Source organism: Streptomyces lanatus (assembly GCF_014655715.1).
GTDB lineage: Bacteria > Actinomycetota > Actinomycetes > Streptomycetales > Streptomycetaceae > Streptomyces > Streptomyces lanatus.
This window is the reverse complement of the sequence record NZ_BNBM01000002.1, coordinates 298654-314922: the sequence shown is the minus strand read 5'-3', so window position 1 is coordinate 314922 and position 16269 is coordinate 298654. Positions and strand designations below refer to the sequence as shown.

The following is a 16269-nucleotide window of genomic DNA, read 5'->3' as shown; positions in this document are numbered from 1 at the left end:
CACTCGTCGACGGCGAATCCGCCCCACCGGGGCCACCCGCACCCGACGACGAGAGCCGCACGGGCGGTGCGGGTGGGAACACGGATCGGCCGAAGGCGAAGCCGAGGCCGTGCGCTACGCCCCACCTACCGCCGTCAGCAGCGCCAACGGCGTAGCCGCCGCGCGGGACTCGCGCTCGCACGCGTGTGGGTACGGCACCGGCTCCGCGTGGGTGTCGCGGCCGTACCCCGCCAGTACCTCCGGTAGCCGATGACCGGAGGTCGTCGCCGCGTCGACCAGGGCGTGAGCCACCTCGCGGGCCTCGTCGTGGAGGCCGTAGCGGGCCAGGCCCAGGGTGATCAGTGCGTTGTCGTGGGGCCAGACCGAGCCCCGGTGGTAGGAGAGGGGGTGGTAGGCGGACTGGCCGGAGGCGAGCGTGCGTACGCCCCAGCCCGAGAAGAAGTCCGGTTCCAGCAGCCGCCGGCCCACCAGCTCGCCGTACTCCTTGTCCAGCAGCCCGGACCAGAGCAGATGCCCCGCGTCCGAGGCCAGCGCGTCGACCTGCCGGCCCGCGCCGTCCAGCGCCAGCGCCGGGAAGGAGTGCTCCGGCATCCAGAAGTCCCGTTGGAAGCGGTCGCGCAGATCGGCCGCCGCCTGCTCCAGCAGCGCCGCGTACGTCTCGTCCTGCCATACCGTCCGCGCCAGCCACGCCGTGCGGCGCAGGGCGTCATAGGCGTAACCCTGCGCCCCCGCCGCCATCACCGGCCCGCTCGCCCGCGTCCCGTCGGCGAAGCAGACCGCGCCGGGGGAGTCCTTCCAGTTCTGGTTGGCGAGGCCGCCCTGGTCGGCGCGGTAGACGAGGTAGCCACGGGTGGTGAGGCCGCCGTGGTCCAGCATCCAGCCGATCGCCGCCCGCGCGTGGGGTTCGAGGCGGCGGGCCAGCTCCGCGTCCGCGGTCTGTTCCACGTAGGCGCCGAGGAGGATCAGGAACAGCGGCGTCGCGTCCACCGAGCCGTAGTAACGCCCGTACGGCACCTGCCCGAAGTGCGCCAGCTCACCGTGCCGTACCTCGTGCACGATCTTGCCGGGCTGCGAGACCCCGTCGGCCCCCCGCTCCGTCGCCTGCGTCGCGGCCAGCGCGGGCAGGGTGGCGGCGGCCAGCCGGGGGCGGTAGGGCAGGGCGAAGAGGGAGGTGAGGAGCGCGTCCCGGCCCAGCAGGGTCAGGAACCAGGGCGCGCCCGCCGCCGGGACGCGCAGGTCCTCGTCGTCGGGGCCCTTCGCCGAGACCTGGAGCGTGGCCAGGTCGGCAAGACCGCGCGCACAGGCCGCCGCCAGCTCGGGCCAGCCCGTCGGGAAGGCCACCCCCTCTACGAACTCGCCCTCCAGGGAAAGGAGTTGGGAGGAGAGGGCCGCGGGGGAGCGGGGGACGCGCAGCGCCCGTTTGTCGCCGTGCGGGCGGGCCATGACCCTCAGGGTCAGCTCCGCCGTGCTGTGGGGGTCCAGGTCGAGGGTCCAGACGAGGCGGCGGGCGCCGGTGCCCGTCTCCTCCACGGTGTCGGGCGCGGGGTCGGCCGTCACCGTCGTCACCGAGCGCCACTCACCCCGCTGGTAGACGAACTCCAGTCCGTGGTCGAGGACTTGGCGGGAGCGGGTGGCGCCGGTCTTGGCGTACGTCCGGTGGTCCGAGCGCAGCTCGAACTGGTCGGTGAAGTCGGCGTCCACGGTGAGCGCGAGACGGATCGACGTCGGCACCGGACGGTTGCTGGTGACACGGATCAGATCGATGAACGAGCTGTCCCCCACGACCTGTTCACGGAAGAGCGTGTACGCCGCGGGCTCGTCGCGTCCGCCGCGCGGGACCAGCACACAGCGCGCCGTGTCCCCGTCGGCCACGGGGGACAGCGTCTCGGGCACCGCCCCGTCCACGGTGAGCTGCCAGCGGCTCAGATGCCTGGCGTCCCGTACGAACAATCCTTCCGGGGAACCCGCGGCCCGTACGCCGCTGATGTCCCCGCCGTCTCCCACGGCGGCGAACGTCCCCCCGTACACGAGCAGATGGTGACGGTCCGTCATCCCCGGTTCCCTCCCTTGGGGTCCTTGAGGCCTTTCGGGTCCTCGGAGTCGTGCAGCAGGTCGAGCGTGAGCGCGGCGGTCCAGCCGAAGCCGGTGGTGCCGCAGGCCTCGCCGGTGTACGGGTCGACGTACTCGGCGAAGTCGGAGGTGACGGCGAGATCGAGCATCGCCTCGCGCAGCGCGTCGGCCCGGTCCCGCTCGCCGTGGGTGCGCAGGCCGCGCTCCAGCAGCCAGCCGGTGTTGAACCAGGCCGGGCCCCGCCAGTAGCGGTGCGGGTCGAAGGCCTCGCCCAGGAGGTCGTACGACGGGGCGAGGCGGGTCGTGGTGCCGAGGCCGAAGTGCGGGCCGTGGGCCGTGCGGACCAGGGCGGTGACGAGGGCGCGGGGGAGGGTCGGCAGGAGGAGGGGGACCAGGCCCGCGACACTGCGCTCAGGGATGAGTTCACCCGTGCGCACGTCGTGGCAGAGGAACATCCCGCTCGCCGGGTCCCACATACGGTCGATCAGGGCCGTCGTGAGGCGTTCGGCTCGGGCGTGCCGGGCGGTGCCCGTCGCGCCCAGTTCCGTCGCGATGCCTGCCAGCGCGTGCTCGGAGGCGATGAGCAGCGCGTTGAACGCCGGGTCCTCGACGGCGAACTCTCCGAGACCGTCCGTATATCCGCCTTCCCGGTAGTCCGTCGCGAGCCGCACATACCGCCCGTAGTCCAGATCCGTCGGCCGGTCCTCGGGTGCGCCGTGCGCGAGGTCGGCGCGGCGGAAGGAACGGGACGGGGCCGGTGTGACGCGGGACAGCGGGGCGTCCCAGCAGGGGCTGTTGTCCATACCCTGTTCCCAGGGGTGCACGACGGAGGCGAGGCCGGCGCCGCCGAGGTCGCGGCGGTGCAGGAGGTAGCGGTGCCAGGCGGCCAGGCGGGGGTACATCCGGGCGAGGAAGCCGCGCGCCCGGGACAGGCCCGGGTCGGCGCGGTGCACCAGCCAGACGGCGAGCGCGTGCACCGGCGGCTGCACGATGCCGGAGGTCTGCACGGTGCGCGGGGCGCCGGCCGCGCGCCCGGCGGTCGAGGAGCGCCAGAAGTCGGGGCTCGGGAAATAGGCGTCGAGGGGGACCGAGGGGTTGAAGACGATGTGCGGGATACGGCCGTCGCCCCACTGGGCGTCCAGCAGTGTCTCCAGCTCCGTCTGGGCCCGTAACGGTGAGATGTGCCGGAGGCCGATCGCGATGAACGCGCTGTCCCACGACCACTGGTGCGGGTACAGGCTGCGGGAGGGGACCGTCGACGCCCCGGTCCAGTTGGCCGCCAGCACCTCGGCGGCCCTCCTGTGAGGGGTGTCGGGCGGTGGATCGTATGCGATGTCACGGGCCGTGGGACGGGCGGTGAGTTGGGCAGTGCGATCCACTCGGGGCTCCCCGAAAAGACGTCCGGCCGACCGGTTCGGTCAGGACCACCGTAGAGTTACGTCTATTTAACACGCAAAACCCAATATGTAATGCAAGCTTGAGAAACACAAGGGGGTGTGCATGAGCGCACGGGGTCAGGCGAGTGCCGGGGAACTGCTCGAACTGGTGCGGAGCGGACGGGCCGTCACACGCGGAGCACTTCAGCAGGCGACCGGGCTGTCCCGTGCCACCGTCGGCCAGCGCCTGGACCGGCTCTTCCGGGCCGGCTGGCTGCGCGAGGGGGCCGGCGGTCCCGTGGGCTCCCCGCTGGGCGGGCGGCCCGCCATCACCCTGGAGTTCGACGACGCCCACGCCGTCGTCCTCGCCGCCGACCTGGAGACCCGGCACGCACGTGCCGCCGTACTGTCGCTGACCGGCGAGATCCTCGCCGAGCACAGCGGGACCCTGGTCGTCGAGGACGGCCCTGAGGCGGTGCTCGGCGACCTTGGGCACTGGTTCGCCGAGCTGCTGGAGAAGGCCGGGCGGCGGGCCGAGGAGGTGTGCGGCATCGGGCTCGCGGTGCCGGGCCCGGTGGACAGTGAGACCGGCCGGGTCGTCCAGCCGCCGATCATGCCGGGCTGGGACGGCTACGACATAAGGGGCCGGCTGGCCAGGGCCTTCAGCGAGCACACGGGCGCCCCGACGGTGCCGGTCCTCGTCGACAACGACGCCAACCTCATGGCGTACGGAGAACAGCGCACGGGGTACCCGCGCTGCTCGGCCTTCGTGCTGGTCAAGGTGTCGACCGGCATCGGCGCCGGGGTCGTCGTGGACGGCTCGGTGTATCGCGGCATCGACGGGGGCGCGGGCGACATCGGGCACATCCGGGTGGGCGCCGACGCACAGTGCCGGTGTGGCTCCTACGGCTGTCTGGCCGCCGTCGCCAGTGGTGGTGCCGTGGCCCGGCGGCTGGCCGAGGCGGGGGTGCCTGCGGCCTCCGGCTCGGATGTGCGGGACCTGCTGGCGTCGGGGCATCCGGGGGCGGCGGCGCTGGCCCGGGAGGCGGGGCGGCAGGTCGGGGATGTACTGGCGACCGTGGTGACGCTGCTCAACCCCGGCGTGCTGATGATCGCCGGGGATCTGGCCGGGACGCCGTTCCTCACCGGCGTACGGGAATTGCTGTACCAGCGGGCGCTGCCGCGCTCCACCGCTCATCTGGACGTCGTGACCTCGCGGCTGGGGGAGCGGGCCGGGCTGATCGGGGCCGGGGCGCTGGTCGTGGAGCATCTGTACGCGCCCGAGCGGGTGGAGGAGCGGCTGGTCGGGATGGGTGTGTGACGGGCAGGTTTCCGTTCCGGGAGGCGTCTCGGCGGACGTCCGCATGGTGAAATTCCGTCGCCTGTGGCAGCGTGATTCTCGCCACCCTTGATAAGGGTTGCGCTCAGATGAGCGGATCTTGAGCGGCTGCACTTCTCCAAGGGGTGGCACTCGGTGCCACCCCTTGATCGTTCATCGATCGAAATCAAACGTGCGGTAAGGCTGCTCATCTGAGCGAAATGCTGCACCTGTGGGCGCTCTTGCGTTCAAGAAGTGAAAACATCCGCCCGTCACGGCTTGCCAAGCTTTGACTTTCGATCCACTGGCGGACGGGTGGTTACAGGCGCATGACGCGTGAGTAGACGTACCCAGGCGCCTTCGATCTGGGTATGTTCCTCGCCGTCAGGGCAGCCACCACGTCCTCGAGGGAGTCGAGACCGTGTCGGAAAACAAAGATCCCCATGTAGCGAAGTTCGTTTACGACTTCACCGAGGGAAACAAAGACCTCAAGGACCTCCTGGGTGGCAAGGGCGCCAACCTCGCCGAGATGACCAACCTGGGGCTTCCCGTTCCCCCGGGCTTCACGATCACGACAGAAGCCTGCAAGGTCTACCTCGACAGCGGCGAGGAGCCCGCGGCACTGCGTGACGAGGTGAGTGCGCACCTCGACGCCCTTGAGGCCCGCATGGGCAAGAAGCTCGGCCAGCCCGACAACCCGCTGCTGGTCTCGGTCCGCTCCGGCGCGAAGTTCTCGATGCCCGGAATGATGGACACCGTCCTCAACATCGGGCTCTCCGACAAGTCCGTGAAGGGCCTCGCCGAGCAGGCGAACAACGAGCGGTTCGCGTGGGACTCCTACCGCCGCCTCATCCAGATGTTCGGCAAGACCGTCCTCGGCGTCGACGGCGACCTCTTCGAGGAGGCCCTCGACAAGGCCAAGGAGACCAAGAAGGTCACGGTCGACACCGACCTGGAGGCCGCCGACCTCAAGAAACTGGTCACCGCCTTCAAGAAGATCGTCAAGAAGGAGGCCGGCCGGGACTTCCCGCAGGACCCGCGCGAGCAGATGGACCTCGCCATCCACGCGGTCTTCGACTCCTGGAACACCGACCGCGCCAAGCTCTACCGCCGCCAGGAGCGCATCCCCGGCGACCTCGGCACGGCCGTCAACGTCTGCTCCATGGTCTTCGGCAACCTCGGCCCCGACTCCGGCACCGGCGTCGCCTTCACCCGTGACCCCGCCTCCGGCCACCAGGGCGTCTACGGCGACTACCTCCAGGACGCCCAGGGCGAGGACGTCGTCGCGGGCATCCGCAACACCGTGCCGCTCGCGGAGCTGGAGTCGATCGACAAGAAGTCGTACGACCAGCTGATGCAGATCATGGAGACGCTGGAGAACCACTACAAGGACCTCTGCGACATCGAGTTCACCATCGAGCGCGGGCAGTTGTGGATGCTCCAGACGCGCGTGGGCAAGCGGACCGCCGGTGCGGCCTTCCGTATCGCCACGCAGCTCGTGGACCAGGGGCTCATCGACGAGGCGGAGGCGCTGCAGCGCGTCAGCGGCGCCCAGCTCGCCCAGCTGATGTTCCCGCGCTTCGACGAGGACGCCAAGGTCGAGAAGGTCGGCCGGGGCATCGCGGCGTCGCCGGGTGCGGCGGTCGGCAAGGCCGTCTTCGACTCGTACACCGCGGTGAAGTGGTCGCGTTCGGGCGAGAAGGTCATCCTGGTCCGCCGGGAGACCAACCCCGACGACCTGGACGGCATGATCGCGGCCGAGGGCATCCTGACCTCCCGCGGCGGCAAGACCTCCCACGCGGCCGTCGTGGCGCGCGGCATGGGCAAGACGTGTGTCTGTGGCGCGGAGGAGCTTGAGGTCGACACCAAGCGCCGCCGGATGACCGTCCCCGGCGGGCATGTGGTGGAGGAGGGCGACGTCATCTCCATCGACGGCTCGTCCGGCAAGGTCTACCTGGGCGAGGTCCCGGTCGTCCCCTCCCCGGTCGTCGAGTACTTCGAGGGCCGGATGCACGCGGGCGCCCAGGACGCCGACGAGCTGGTGGAAGCGGTCCACCGCATCATGGCCTTCGCCGACCGCAAGCGCCGGCTCCGTGTCCGGGCGAACGCGGACAACGCCGAGGACGCGCTGCGCGCCCGCCGCTTCGGCGCGCAGGGCATCGGCCTGTGCCGTACGGAGCACATGTTCCTGGGCGAGCGGCGCGAGATGGTCGAGAGGCTGATCCTCGCCGACACCGAGGAGGTCCGCGAGGCCGCCCTCGCGGAGCTGCTCCCGCTCCAGAAGAAGGACTTCGTCGAGTTGTTCTCGGCGATGGACGGCCTTCCGGTGACGGTCCGTCTCCTCGACCCGCCGCTGCACGAGTTCCTCCCCGACATCACGGAACTCTCGGTCCGCGTGGCCCTCGCGGAGTCCCGCCAGGAGCCGCACGAGAACGAACTCCGCCTGCTCCAGGCGGTGCACCGCCTGCACGAGCAGAACCCGATGCTGGGTCTGCGCGGCGTACGCCTGGGCCTGGTCATCCCCGGCCTGTTCACGATGCAGGTCCGCGCTATCGCGGAAGCGGCCGCCGAGCGCAAGAACGCCAAGGGCGACCCGCGCGCCGAGATCATGATCCCGCTCGTCGGCACCGTCCAGGAGCTGGAGATCGTCCGCGAGGAGGCCGACCAGGTCATCGCGGAGGTCGAGGCCGCGACCGGCACGAAGCTCAAGCTGTCGATCGGCACGATGATCGAGCTCCCGCGCGCCGCCCTCACGGCCGGTCAGATCGCGGAGGCGGCGGAGTTCTTCTCCTTCGGCACGAACGACCTCACCCAGACGGTGTGGGGCTTCAGCCGGGACGACGTGGAGGCCTCCTTCTTCACCGCGTACCTGGAGAAGGGCATCTTCGGCGTCTCCCCCTTCGAGACGATCGACAAGGACGGCGTGGGTTCCCTGGTGAAGCTCGCCGCCGAGGCCGGCCGCGCCACCCGCCCCGACCTCAAGCTCGGCGTCTGCGGCGAGCACGGCGGCGACCCGGAGTCGGTCCACTTCTTCCACGAGGTGGGACTGGACTACGTCTCCTGCTCGCCGTTCCGGATCCCGGTGGCACGCCTTGAGGCGGGCCGGGCCGCCTCGGAGTCGGTGGGCAGCGACCACCGGTAGGCCATACGGCCACTGAAGCCCCGGAGCCGCCGCCCGTCCCCGACCCTCAAGACCGATGGGCGGCGGCTCCGGATCACGAAGGAGGGCGGCACCCGTGCGGGGGTGCCGCCCTCTGCGTTCGGCTAGGGAAAGTTGGCCGGTGCCCCGCGCTTCCGCCAACTGGAGGCGACCGCGGGGTTAATAGCTGGATCGGTCCGTTCAGGGGGTACAACCCCCCACAAGTCCCCCTTGTCTCACGCGGGTGAAGCAACCACCCAATTCATCGAGCGTGGGGAAACCGAACACGATGCGCAGACGCGCCACCGCAGCCATAGCCACCGCCGCCGCCTTCAGTGCCGTCCTGGGCGTAGCGGCTCTCGCCGTGCCGGCCGCCGGGGTCGGTCAGGACGACTCGGGTACGAAGTTCTGGAACATCGATGTCAACCACGACCGCGACTACACCGTGGGCGTCGCGGCCGTGCAGAAGAGGGTGTTCTCGGTGTCCGCGACGGTCACCGACCCGGACGGCGTCCAGGGCGTGACGTACGAGCTGTGGCACGGGGAGGACCGGGCGACGGCCGACGGGGTCATGACCGGGGCCGCCCACTGCTCGAAGCTCGACGAGACCACCTCCTACTGCGAGGCCCTCGTGACCGCCGACCCGAGCGTCAACCTCCGCAGCAACGCCCTCGCCGGTGTCTGGACCATCACCCCCGTCGCCACCGACGGCGCCGGCAACGTCACTCGCGGGGACGGTGCCTACCTCGCCCGTATCAAGCGCCAGACCTATATGTCCCAGACCGTCGCCACCCCGCAGCCGGTGAAGAAGGGCCAGAACCTCACGGTCAAGGCGCAGATGACCGTCGCCGGCTGGGAGCAGGGCAAGAACGTGCCGCTCATCGGGCACCAGGTGCTGCTCCAGTACCGCAAGGGCACGACCGGCGCCTTCACCACGCTGAAGAAGATCAAGACCGACCGCAACGGCTGGGCCACGACCACCGTGCCGGCGACGGCGGACGGCGGGTACCGCTACGACTTCGCGACCACGAGCCTCACCACGGCCACGACCGGCTCGGCCGACTACGTCGATGTGAAGTGAGCCCGGAGCCCAGCCCGGACCGATGACGTGACCGCCCGCCGCGGCCCGTGCCGTGGCGGGCGGTCAGGGTGTCTACCGGTACTTCCAGGACTGGGTGGCGCAGGTGTCGGATCCCAGGTCGTCCACGCAGATCTGGTACCTGCCCCGGTCGACGTAGATGGCCTGGGGGTCGTAGATCTCGCGGTTCTCGGAACCACAGCCGGACGCGCTGCCGTTGGCGTCGCCGCGCTTGGACGACCAGCCGTAGCCCTCCACCTGGCCCTGGCCGTACACGCCGTCGCCGTCCGCCTTGAGGTCGCAGACGCTTCCCTGCACGACGAAGCCGCCGTGTCCGGTGCTCGAAGGGTTGAACTTGTACTTGCCGGTGAACTTGGCCCTCCCCTCCACCTCAAGGGTGAAGTTGTGCCAGACCCCTTCGTCCGCCTGGGCACTGCCGCCGCTCGCCAGGGTCAGGGCCGTGGCGAGGCCGACGGTCCCGACCGCCGTACAGGCCTTGCGCAGGATCGCGTGCATGGTCTCCCCGTTTCTGCCGCGCCACCGTGACGCGGCGCCGTCAGCGTCCCAAGCGGCCGGTGAGGGGGGTACCTGGAAGGTTGCAGGGTTCGGCAAGGGGCTGGGTGTCCAGGTAGAACCACTCGGCGTTCGGGCCGGGGACCGGCGGTGGCGTGGGGGTCGGCTCGGCCGGGGTCGGCTTCGCCGGTCCCGGCATCAGCAGCTCCACCCGTAGCCCCAGCCCTCGTTGCTGCGCGGTGAACTCCTCCACCTGGTTGCGGCAGGCGTGGTCCAGGTGGGTCACGCCGGTCAGGTCGAGGCGGATGCGGGGCTTGCCCGAGGCGGCCGCCGATTCCAGGGCCTCGATGACCTGGGGGAGGCGTAGGAAGGTGGCGTTGCCCGCCATGACGACCTTCGCGGTGTCGTCGTCGATGTGCTGGCGGATCACCGTCCGGGACATGCGCAGGGCGGCCAGGACTATTCCGGCCGCGAGGCCGATCAGGACGCCTTCCAGGAGTGCCGTCGCCACGATGACCAGCGTGGTCACCGTCATCACCACGAACTCGCCCCGGTCCTGGCGCCACATCTTCGGGAACTCCTCCGGCGCGAACAGCTTCCAGCCGCTGTGCACCAGGACGCCGGCCAGCACCGAGATCGGGATCAGGGCCAGGACCTGGGGGAGGAGGAGGGCGAAGGCCAGGAGCCACAGGCCGTGCAGGGTGCGGGAGATACGGGTCTTCGCGCCTGCCTGGACGTTCGCCGAGCTGCGGGCCACCACCGCTGTGATCGGGAGGGCGCCGACGATGCCCGCGAGGGTGTTTCCGGCGCCCTGCGCGATGAGTTCGGTGTTGTAGCGGGTGCGCGGGCCGCTGTGCATACGGTCCACCGCGGCCGCCGTGAACAGGCTCTCCGCGGAGGCGATCACCGTGAAGGTGACGATGGCGGTGAGGATCGCCGGGTCCGCCAGGCCCGCGAACTGTTCGGCGCCGGGGGCTCGGATCGACGCCAGCAGGTTGTTGACCTGGAGCGTCTTCACGTCCACCCCCGGCAGCGCGGCGACCGCCATGCCGACGCCTACCGCGACCAGCGCGGCGGGGATCTTCTTCGCCGGGCCCCGCACCTTCTTCCACAGGAAGCTCAGCACGATCGTCACGACGCCGAGCAGCGTGGCGATCATCGCCTGCGGGTCGGTGAGGATGTCGGCGAACAGACTCGGTATCCCCGCCATGTTCTCGATCGGCATGCCCGGCGCCTTCGCGTCGGCCATCGGATACGCCTGGCTGAACATCAGCGGCAGTCCGATACCGGCCAGCATCCCCTGGACCACGGCGAGGGAGATCGCCTGGAACATCCGGCCGAGGCGTACGACGCCGAGGACGATCTGCAGGATGCCCGAGAACAGCACGATCACGCCGAGCATCGCCACACCGTGCTCCAGCACCGTCTCCGAGACCAGCGCGGCGAGCCCGGCGGCCGGCCCGCTGACCTGGAGCGTGCTGCCCCGCACCGCGCCGACGACCAGCCCGCCGATCACGCCGGAGATGATGCCGAGCTCGGCCGGGACACCGGAGGCCACGGCCACGCCGATGCACAGGGGCAGGGCGACGAGGAACACGACGAGGGAGGCGGTCACCTCGTTGAGGAGGTCGGGTTTGGGTCCCGGCTTCGACGTATTCGACGTAGAGGTCCTCGGGGTTTTCGTGGCGGGCGCCGCCGTCGTACGTACCGGACCGCGCCCGCGCGCATGTGCCCCGCTCATCCGCCGTGCACCCGGAATCGCCCGTCGCCCTCCAGCTCGTGCACCTGCCCGGTGTCGACCTCGTAGTACCAGCCGTGCAGCCGCAGCCGTCCCCCGTCCAGCCGCTGCCGCACCACGGGGTAGGTCCGCAGTACGGCCAGCTGGTTGACGACATTGCTCTGCGCCACCTCGGGCAGCGAAGGGTCGTCGGAGGCGGCGGTGAGGACCGGTGCCAGTTCGGGGCGGGCCAGTTGGAGCCAGGCGTCCACGCCCGGCAGCGCGGTCAGGTCGTCGCCGGACTTCAGCGCGCCCATCGCGCCGCAGTGTGAGTGACCGCACACGACGATGTCCTGAACCCCGAGCACCTCCAGTGCGTACTCGATGGTGGCGGCCTCCCCGGACGCGCCGGGGCTGCCGTACGGCGGCACGATATTGCCCGCGTTGCGCAGCTCGAATATCTCTCCGGGGCGTGCGCCGGTAATCAGCGCGGGTATGACCCGTGAGTCCGAGCAGGTAATGAAGAGCGCCTCGGGATATTGCCCGTCGGCCAGTTTCCGGTATTCGCCGCTCTCGGAATCGACCCTGCGCCTGAACGAGCGGGCCCGGTCCAGCAATGCTTTCAACGATGCCTCCTCGACTGGGAGTTCGGCCTGTTCACAGGAGCGTAGAGCGGCCCACGCCAGAGGAAGGTTAAGTAAGTGCCAGAGCCCGTCCAGTAATTGGACATTCTTTGTCGCAATGCCCGGCAAGCGCTTGTTTCTTGTAGCGTGTCGACGTCAGGGCAGAGAATGTGAATTCACGGAGAGACAGGACGTATGGGCATACGAGTGCTGCTCATCGAGGACGACGAGACGATCGCCGAACCGCTCGCCGAAGGGCTCGGGCACTTCGGACTGACGGTGCATCATGTGACCACCGGGGCGGAGGGGTTGAGAGGTCCGTACGGCGATGTCGTCCTGCTCGACCTGGGGTTGCCGGACATGGACGGCATCGACGTGTGCCGTGGCATCCGGCAGGTCTCGGACGTGCCGGTCATCATCCTGAGTGCGCGGGGTGAGGAGGCCGACCGGGTGCTGGGCCTGGAGCTCGGCGCGGACGACTATCTGGCGAAGCCGTTCAGCATGCGGGAGCTGGTGGCACGGGTGCGCGCCGTGACCCGGCGGACGCAGCGGACGGGGGAGGCGGCGGACACCCCGGAGCCGGTGGTGGAGCGGGGGCGTACGGAAGCCCTCGTGGAGCGGCTGCGCGCGGAGGCGCTGGCGGAGCAGACCCCTCCGCCATCGTTGTCGTACGACGAACCCGGCCCCCAACCCTCGTACGCCCCGGGCCCCTTGGTCGTCGACCGCCGTACCCGGCAGGTCTGGGTCGGCGAGATCCCGGTCACCCTCACCCCGAAGGAGTTCGAGCTGCTGGCGCTGCTGACCGAGGATCCGGGGGCGGTGTACTCCCGGCAGCAGATCCTGGACCGGGTGTGGGACCCGCACTACGAGGGCCCGACCAAGACGCTGGACGTCCATGTGGCCTCGCTGCGGCGGAAGTTGGGGGACCCGGCGTGGATCCAGACGCTGCGCGGGGTCGGCTTCCGGCTGGCGGTGCAGACCGAGCCGGGCGGGCAGCGGGTGTCCTCGCCGTGACCCGCAGGCTGCTGCTGAGCTACCTCAGCCTCGCGGCGCTGGTGCTGGCGTGTCTGGAGATCCCGCTGGGGTTCGTGTACTCGCGCAGTGAGCGGGAGCGGGTGGTGAGCGCGGCGAAGGACGAGTCCGAGTCGGTGTCGGCGTACGCCTCGCTGTCGCTGAGCACGGGCCGGGCCGAGCGGGATCTGCCGCGCCGGGTGATGCACTGCGCCGAGCGGATCGGCGGGAAGGTGGTGGTCGTCGACGCCTCGGGCACGCTGCTCGCCACCTCTCACCCGCTGGCCGCCGTGATGTCGGCCGACCTCGCCTCCCGCCCCGGCATCGCGGCCGCCCTGCGCGGCACGTCCACCGTGGACGTCCGTACGTCGACGATCGGCGGCGTCGAGTACCTGTCGGTCGCCGCGCCGGTGCAGCGCGACGGGCTGCTCCAGGGTGCCGTATGGCTGACGCTGCCGACCCGGACCGTGCATGAACGCGTCCATCACATCTGGCTGTTGCTGGGGCTCGGCGGGCTCGGGGTGCTCGCGGCGGTCGCCGTGGTCGGGTTCGCCATCGCGCGCTGGACCGGCCGGCCGATCCGTGAACTGGAGCGTGCCACCCATGAGCTGGCGGAGGGCGGCCGGGCCACGCCGGTGACGATGACGAAGGGCCCGCCGGAGGTACGCCGGCTGGCCACCGCGTTCAACCGTACGGCGGCCCGGCTCGCCCACCTCCTCGCCGCCCAGCGCGCGTTCGCGGGCGAGGCCTCGCACCAGCTGAAGACGCCGCTCGCGGCGCTGCGGCTGCGGCTGGAGAACCTGGAGCCGAATGTCACCGACCACGGCATCGGCAGCCTCACCGCCGCCGTGACCGAGACCGACCGGCTCTCGCGGATGGTGGAGGGGCTGCTCGCGATGGCCCGTCTGGAGGAGGACTCGGCGACGCCCGCGCAGGTCGACGTGGGCGCGATCTGCGCGGAACGGCACCGCACCTGGCTGCCCCTCTTCGAACGGCAGCGGGTCGCGCTGGTGCTGTTCGCGGGCAGCGTGGGGCCGGTGCTCGCGGTGCCGGGCGGGGTCGAGCAGATCGTGGACAACCTGCTCTCCAACGCCCTGCGCGCCTCGCCGCCGGACAGCACCGTGGCCATCGAGCTACGGCTCCACGTACCGGCCCGGCGCGCCCTGCGCGACGCCCGCCCCGCCTGGGTCGACCTGCACATCACGGACGAGGGTCCCGGGATGACGGCGGAGCAGCGGGCCCGCGCCTTCGACCGCTTCTGGCGCGCGCCGGGCGCCCCCAAGGGCGGTACGGGGCTCGGCCTTTCGCTGGTCCAGCGGCTCGCGCACGCCAGTGGCGGCGAGGCGAGCCTGCATGCCGCGAGCGCGGGTGGCCTGGACGCGGTGATCCGCCTGCCGTCGGCGGAGCCGCCGCGCGAGGGGCACGGCCATGGCCCGGGGCCCGACAAGGCGGCCGGGCAGCGCAAACGGGTGGTGCCGGTGCTGCGTGCGTGAGCGCACGGGGGCGGGGATACTCAGGGGGCGCACACTGGAGGCGGCACGCCGGGGAGCGCACGCGGGTGGCACTCACCTGAGCGCTCGTCAGCGGCGCACAGGCAGAACCCAGGTATGCCGTCCGTCGGCCATGCGTTGGCCACGGCCCGTCAACCATGCGCCTCTAGTTTCCATGCCGCCCCCCAGGCACGACCCCTGCCGCCGACCGGCGGCGGGGCGGTCTCCACCTCTTGGAGTGAGAGTGGAACGTCGTAATCTGCTGCGTGCGGCCGTCCTCGGCGGTTCTGCCGCCGTCTTCGGCGGAACCCTGTGGCGCGGCGCCGCGTACGCCGCGCCCGCCCAGCCCGGCCCCGGCCCCTACGGGGCGCTCGGCTCCCCCGACGCCAACGGCATCAGACTCCCCAGCGGTTTCACCAGCCGCGTCATCGCCCGCTCCGGCCAGACGGTCTCCGGAACGTCGTACACCTGGCACAACGCCCCTGACGGCGGCGCCTGTTACGCCGACGGCTCGGGCTGGATCTACGTCTCCAACTCGGAGATCAACCCCTCCGGCGGCGCGAGCGCGGTGAAGTTCTCGTCGACGGGCGCGATCACCGCCGCGTACCGCATCCTGTCCTCCACCCGCCAGAACTGCGCGGGCGGCAAGACCCCGTGGAACACCTGGCTGTCCTGCGAGGAGGTGTCCCTCGGCTATGTCTACGAGACCGACCCGTGGGGCACGAACGCCGCGGTGCAGCGCGCCGCGATGGGCCGCTTCAAGCACGAGGCCGCCGCCGCGGACCCCGTCCGCAAGGTCATCTACCTGACCGAGGACGAGACCAACGGCCGCTTCTACCGCTTCGTCCCGACGACCTGGGGCAACCTGTCCTCCGGCACCCTCCAGGTGATGGTCGCGGGCAGCGCCACGTCCGGCTCCTTCACCTGGGCGAACATCCCCGACCCCGACGGCTCCCCGACCGCCACCCGCTCCCAGGTCTCCGGCTCCAAGTCCTTCAACGGCGGCGAGGGCTGCCACTACGCCGACGACACGGTGTGGTTCACGACCAAGGGCGACAACCGGGTCTGGCAGCTCAACCTCACCGCCAACACCTACGAGCTGGCGTACGACGACTCCCTCGTCAACGGCACCGCCCCGCTCACCGGCGTCGACAACATCACCGGCGCCTCCTCCGGCGACCTCTTCGTCGCCGAGGACGGCGGCAACATGGAGATCTGCGTGATCACCCCGGACGACGTGGTCGCGTCCTTCCTGCGCATCGACGGCCAGTCCGGCTCGGAGATCACGGGCCCGGCGTTCTCACCGGACGGCACACGCCTGTACTTCTCCAGCCAGCGGGGCACCAGCGGCAGCTCGTCGGGCGGCATCACGTATGAGGTGACAGGCCCCTTCCGCGCCTAGCGATTACAAAACGGCCACATCTCCTTCACATCTGGCCACCGGGCATTACGGTCATCCCCTCACGCAACACCAGTGGGGGGATGACATGACCAACCCGTACACCTCGACACCCATGGCCCCCAAGTGGGCCCGCAAACGCTACGTACTGCCCGCGCTCGGGCTCGCCTTCCTCCTGGGCATCGGCGCGGGCGGCGCGTCCGGCGAGGAGTCCAAGAACACCGAGGCGGCGCCCAAGGCGGCCTCACCCCAGCCCACGGTCACCGTCACAGCGACCACGACGGCCCCGGCCGAAGCCCCTGAACCGGCGCCGACGGTGACCGTGACGAAGACGGTCAGGGTCACAAGGACGGTCACGGCGCCCCCCGCGGCCGACACCGGCGATGACTCCTCCGGCGGCGACGTCTACTACGCCAACTGCAGCGAGGCCCGCGCGGCCGGCGCCGCCCCCATCCACCGAGGCGAACCCGGTTACGCGTCCCACCTCGACCGGGACAATGACGGGGTGGGGTGCGACAGCTGACGTTGCGTGGGG

12 protein-coding genes are annotated in these 16269 nt (G+C 70.8%); 7 read left to right on the top strand and 5 right to left on the bottom strand.

Going from position 1 to position 16269, the window contains the following annotated elements; genetic code table 11:
• Positions 1-114: 114 nt before the first annotated feature.
• Positions 115-2052 carry an amylo-alpha-1,6-glucosidase gene (locus tag IE325_RS06600; RefSeq protein WP_190068762.1) on the bottom strand — a complete coding sequence of 646 codons (1938 nt, stop codon included), beginning with the start codon at positions 2050-2052 and terminating at the stop codon, positions 115-117.
• On the bottom strand, positions 2049-3449 hold the full coding sequence (locus IE325_RS06595) for an MGH1-like glycoside hydrolase domain-containing protein (RefSeq protein ID WP_190068761.1): 1401 nt from the start codon (positions 3447-3449) through the stop codon (positions 2049-2051). Before IE325_RS06595 ends, IE325_RS06600 begins: the two co-directional genes overlap by 4 nt.
• Before the next feature lie 121 nt (positions 3450-3570).
• On the opposite strand from IE325_RS06595, the gene IE325_RS06590 reads away from it, so the two are divergent.
• The 3 genes from IE325_RS06590 (at position 3571) to IE325_RS06580 (ending at position 8984) form a co-directional block, all read left to right on the top strand.
• The gene (locus IE325_RS06590) at positions 3571-4767 is read left to right on the top strand and encodes an ROK family transcriptional regulator (protein ID WP_190068760.1); all 1197 of its coding nucleotides are present in this window, start codon (positions 3571-3573) and stop codon (positions 4765-4767) included.
• A gap of 418 nt (positions 4768-5185) precedes the next feature.
• Positions 5186-7906, top strand: coding sequence for a pyruvate, phosphate dikinase (gene ppdK / locus IE325_RS06585; RefSeq protein WP_190068759.1), 2721 nt, complete (start codon positions 5186-5188; stop codon positions 7904-7906).
• A gap of 286 nt (positions 7907-8192) precedes the next feature.
• Positions 8193-8984, top strand: a complete 792-nt coding sequence (locus IE325_RS06580; protein ID WP_190068758.1) for a hypothetical protein — start codon at positions 8193-8195, stop codon at positions 8982-8984.
• 72 nt (positions 8985-9056) lie between these two features.
• Here IE325_RS06580 and IE325_RS06575 read toward each other — a convergent pair whose 3' ends face one another.
• Genes IE325_RS06575 through IE325_RS06565 form a run of 3 tightly spaced genes read right to left on the bottom strand, consistent with a single transcriptional unit; the run spans position 9057 to position 11837 of the window.
• Positions 9057-9497, bottom strand: a complete 441-nt coding sequence (locus IE325_RS06575) for a hypothetical protein (protein WP_190068757.1) — start codon at positions 9495-9497, stop codon at positions 9057-9059.
• Positions 9498-9537: 40 nt separating this feature from the next.
• On the bottom strand, positions 9538-11235 hold the full coding sequence (locus IE325_RS06570) for a SulP family inorganic anion transporter (protein WP_190068756.1): 1698 nt from the start codon (positions 11233-11235) through the stop codon (positions 9538-9540).
• Positions 11232-11837 carry a carbonic anhydrase gene (locus tag IE325_RS06565; protein ID WP_190068755.1) on the bottom strand — a complete coding sequence of 202 codons (606 nt, stop codon included), beginning with the start codon at positions 11835-11837 and terminating at the stop codon, positions 11232-11234. Before IE325_RS06565 ends, IE325_RS06570 begins: the two co-directional genes overlap by 4 nt.
• A 192-nt stretch (positions 11838-12029) precedes the next feature.
• Here IE325_RS06565 and IE325_RS06560 point away from each other — a divergent pair, with 192 nt between their 5' ends.
• The 4 genes from IE325_RS06560 (at position 12030) to IE325_RS06545 (ending at position 16257) form a co-directional block, all read left to right on the top strand.
• The gene (locus IE325_RS06560) at positions 12030-12848 is read left to right on the top strand and encodes a response regulator transcription factor (RefSeq protein WP_190068754.1); all 819 of its coding nucleotides are present in this window, start codon (positions 12030-12032) and stop codon (positions 12846-12848) included.
• Positions 12845-14338, top strand: a complete 1494-nt coding sequence (locus IE325_RS06555) for a sensor histidine kinase (protein WP_190068753.1) — start codon at positions 12845-12847, stop codon at positions 14336-14338. Before IE325_RS06560 ends, IE325_RS06555 begins: the two co-directional genes overlap by 4 nt.
• 241 nt (positions 14339-14579) lie before the next feature.
• Positions 14580-15737, top strand: a complete 1158-nt coding sequence (locus IE325_RS06550; protein ID WP_190068752.1) for an alkaline phosphatase PhoX — start codon at positions 14580-14582, stop codon at positions 15735-15737.
• 85 nt (positions 15738-15822) lie between these two features.
• The gene (locus IE325_RS06545) at positions 15823-16257 is read left to right on the top strand and encodes an excalibur calcium-binding domain-containing protein (protein WP_190068751.1); all 435 of its coding nucleotides are present in this window, start codon (positions 15823-15825) and stop codon (positions 16255-16257) included.
• The last annotated feature ends 12 nt before the right edge of the window (positions 16258-16269 follow it).

Bases quoted from the DNA above. Each gene is read 5' to 3' on its own strand.
- IE325_RS06600 (WP_190068762.1), bottom strand. From the start codon at position 2,052: ATGACGGACCGTCACCATCTGCTCGTGTACGGGGGGACGTTCGCCGCC.
- IE325_RS06590 (WP_190068760.1), top strand. From the start codon at position 3,571: ATGAGCGCACGGGGTCAGGCGAGTGCCGGGGAACTGCTCGAACTGGTG.
- IE325_RS06580 (WP_190068758.1), top strand. From the start codon at position 8,193: ATGCGCAGACGCGCCACCGCAGCCATAGCCACCGCCGCCGCCTTCAGT.
- IE325_RS06575 (WP_190068757.1), bottom strand. From the start codon at position 9,497: ATGCACGCGATCCTGCGCAAGGCCTGTACGGCGGTCGGGACCGTCGGC.
- IE325_RS06570 (WP_190068756.1), bottom strand. From the start codon at position 11,235: ATGAGCGGGGCACATGCGCGCGGGCGCGGTCCGGTACGTACGACGGCG.
- IE325_RS06560 (WP_190068754.1), top strand. From the start codon at position 12,030: ATGGGCATACGAGTGCTGCTCATCGAGGACGACGAGACGATCGCCGAA.
- IE325_RS06545 (WP_190068751.1), top strand. From the start codon at position 15,823: ATGACCAACCCGTACACCTCGACACCCATGGCCCCCAAGTGGGCCCGC.